Here is a 3,468-nt window from a genome sequence, read left to right as displayed (position 1 = left end):
CCCACGCACCCCCGACCCGCGCACGGTCGCAGGGCGACCCACCCGACCGACGGCGGGCGGATCCGTAATCGCGCGATTACGATCGTGCACGACTTGACCTTTCTGAGGAGTGCACCGCCGTGGCCTCGACTTCGTCCCTGTTCACCCACGCGACCAACTTCTCCAGCGCGGTGTCCGGCGGCGTGGACCCCCGCACAGGGTTGTTCAGCGTCCGGATCTCGCTGGGCCATCTCGTCGGCAACCGCGCCCTCGGCCCGTCGCTGCCGCTGACACTGTCGTACTCGCCGTTGACCAGCACGGACATGGGGCTCGGGCAGGGAATGTCGCTCGGGCTGACCACCTACGACGCGGACGAGCGGCTGCTGGTTCTGTCGACCGGGGAGCAGTACCGGGTCGAGGAGACCGACACGAAGGTCGTCCTGCTGCAGCACAAACTCGAAACGGTACACATCGCCCGGGAGCAGGACGAGAGCCGCTACCAGATCGTCCACAAGTCCGGAGACGTCGAGGTCCTGACAGGGCCTCGGAACGCCTACGGCCTCAAGGTGCCCACCAGCCTGCTGACGCCCACCGGCCACCGCCTGGAACTGCAGTGGGACTTCACCACCGGTCCACAGCCGAGGCTCGCCGAGGTCACGGACGAGCACGACACCCTCCTGACCGTGACCTACAGCGGTCAGTCGAAGACCACCCTGCGTGTCCTGCCCGGGCAGAAGGAGGGCTACGACGTCGACCTGCGGTTCCGTAACGGTCTCCTCGGGACCGTGCACCACTTCGGGCTCGGGACGGACAAGCCGCTGGTGTGGGACTTCGCCCACACCCCGGTCGGGGAGCAGGGGGCGTGGGGGTCCTGGATCACCGGCGTGACGATGCCGGGCGGGATGGTCGAGACGGTCTGGTACGAGGACGACGGGCACGCCTTCCCCTCGACCGCGGGCCTGCCGGCGCTTCCCCGCGTGTACCGGTTCGTCCAGACGCCGGGCGGCGGACAGCCCCCGATCGAGTCCTCGTACGCCTACACCGACACGAACTTCCTCGGCGGCCACTCCGACGTGGACTGGGACAGCAGCCGGGACTGCCTGTACGACGTCCTGACGGAGTACACGTACGGCTCCACGGAGTCGCGGACCTGCGCGGGCCAGACCACCCGGGTCACCCGGACGTACAACAAGTACCACCTGGAGACCGCCGAGAGGCAGCAGCAGAACCACTGCGCGCGGACCGTGGAAACCCAGTACTACGCGGTGACCGGCAAGCCGTTCGAGGACCAGCCGGCGCAGTTCCAGCTCCCGAGGAAAAAAACCGTGACGTGGACGGACTCCCAGTCCACCGGCCCGGCCAAGACCTACCAGGAGGTCACCGCAACCGCCTTCGACACGTTCGGCAACCCGTCGAGCCAGGACGACCCCGACGGCACACACACAGTGTGGGAGTACTACCCGGTGGGCGGCAGCGGCGACGACTGCCCGCCCGAGCCCAACGGGTTCACCCGCCTGCTCAGGAGCGTCACCCGCACACCCCCGCACACCGACTTCGACGCACCCGTCCACACGACCGTCTACCGCTACGGCGCGCACCAGAAGACCCCCGACCCACGGGTGCCCACCGCCGTCCTGAAGTCCGAGGAACAGCAGCAGGCTGGCGGCCGGGTCCTGCGCAAGCAGGTCCTCGCCTACAACACCTCCGAGAGCGCGGAGTTCGGCCGCCCTGTCCGCCTGGCCACCACCGAGTACCCCGACAGCGGCGGCGAGGGGTTCGAGTCGGTGGACACGACCAGCTGCTCGGTCGACGGCGACACCCTCGTCCAGGTCCACGAGGTGACGACCCACGACCACCTGACCGTGACGCGCTCGCAGACCCACTCCCGCTTCACCGGACGCCTGCGGTCGGCCACCGACGCCCAGGGCAACGTCGAGACTGCGGAGTACGACAAGCTGGGCCGCCTGCTCACCTACACCGTGAACCCGGACACCGCGTACAAGGCCGTCGAGACCCGCGCCTACGAGAGCGGCACCACCGCGCCGTTCGTCGCGACGGCCACCGACGCACTCGGCAACCAGGTCCGCGAGAGCTTCGACGGCGCCGGCCGCCTGATCAAACGTGAACGTCAGGACATCGACGACGCCAAGGGCGACTGCGCGGCCCGCGGCACCGGCACCTGGTACACCACCTGGACCCGCAGCTACGACGAACAGGGCCGCACCGCGTCCACCACGGTCCACGACCACACCCGCGGCGAGAGCGCCACCGAGCTCAAGCTCACCAGCACCTACGCCTACGACGACTGGGGACAGCACTCGACCACGGTCCTCAACGACGGCTCGGGCACACTCACCCTGCACGACCCGGTCAACCGCACCACCACCGAGCAACTCCTCGCCGACCGCAAGCCACTGCCCGCCAAGACCGTCACCACCTACGACGAGCGCGGTCTGCCGACGAGCACCGTCCGCCTCGACCGGGACGGCAAAACCTGCGGCCGCCGCGAGTACCAGCACGACGGACTGGGACGGCTGCGCACCGAGACCGACGTCCTCGGCTCCACCAAGGACCTGCGCCACACCACCAGGTACGACTACGACGCCCACGACCGCGTGAAGCTCACCACCCTGCCGGACACCACCCAGGTCTCGCGCACCTACGCGCCGTTCGCGGCCCAGCCGCTGGTCACGGAACTCACGGTCGGCACGGCCTCCTACGGCACGCAGGACTTCGACGGGCTGGGCCGGCTGACACGCAGCACCTCGGGCGGGCGCACATGGTCCGCCACCTACGCGAAGGACAGCGACCCCGTGCCGGCCACCTCCACCGGGCCGGACGGGAAGAAGCGCACCTACCAGTACATCCCGCAGCTCGCCAACGCCCTCACCCAGGTGGAAGCACGCCCAACAGACAACGGCCCGGTCACGATCACCCAGAAGTACACCCGTCACCCGGTCACGGCAGCCGTGCTCAAGGCCGAGGAAGGCGCCGTGACCCTCACCCGCGGCTACTACCCCTCGGGCAGGCCGTGCACCGCCACCACCCACCTCACCGGCCACCCCGACGCCACCACGCACACGACCTACACGGTCAACGGCCTCGAACAGACCCACACCGGCGTCGACAACACCGTCCGGCAGAGCACCTGGGACACCTTCGGCCGCCTCCTCACCGTCATCGACCCCGCCGCACAGGCGACACTGCGCTACGACACCGCCGGCCGGGTCGTCGGCTGGACCACCCAGGACCAGGCCAAGAACACCCTGACGACGGACCTGGTCCTGGACGACTTCGGCCGCGAGGTGACCCGCACCCTCACCGACGGCAAGGGCACCACGTGGACGCTCACCCAGCAGTGGCAGCCCAACGACCTCCTCAGCCGGCGCACCCTCAAGAACGGCACCACCGTGCTGCGCGAGGAGACCTTCGCCTACAGCAGCCGCAACCAGCTCACCGCGTACACCTGCACCGGCAGCACTCCCCCAC

General features: G+C 69.3%; 1 protein-coding gene. It reads left to right on the top strand.

Annotation, left to right across the window (positions count from 1 at the left end):
- Positions 1-119: 119 nt before the first annotated feature.
- A partial coding sequence (locus ACWDCZ_RS39480; protein WP_449818483.1) for a hypothetical protein occupies positions 120-3,468 on the top strand: 3,349 nt, incomplete at its 3' end.

It is taken from the genome of Kitasatospora sp. NPDC001225 (genome assembly GCF_053597855.1).
The sequence above is the reverse complement of the archived record's forward strand: the minus strand, read 5'-3'. Positions and strand labels throughout refer to the sequence as shown.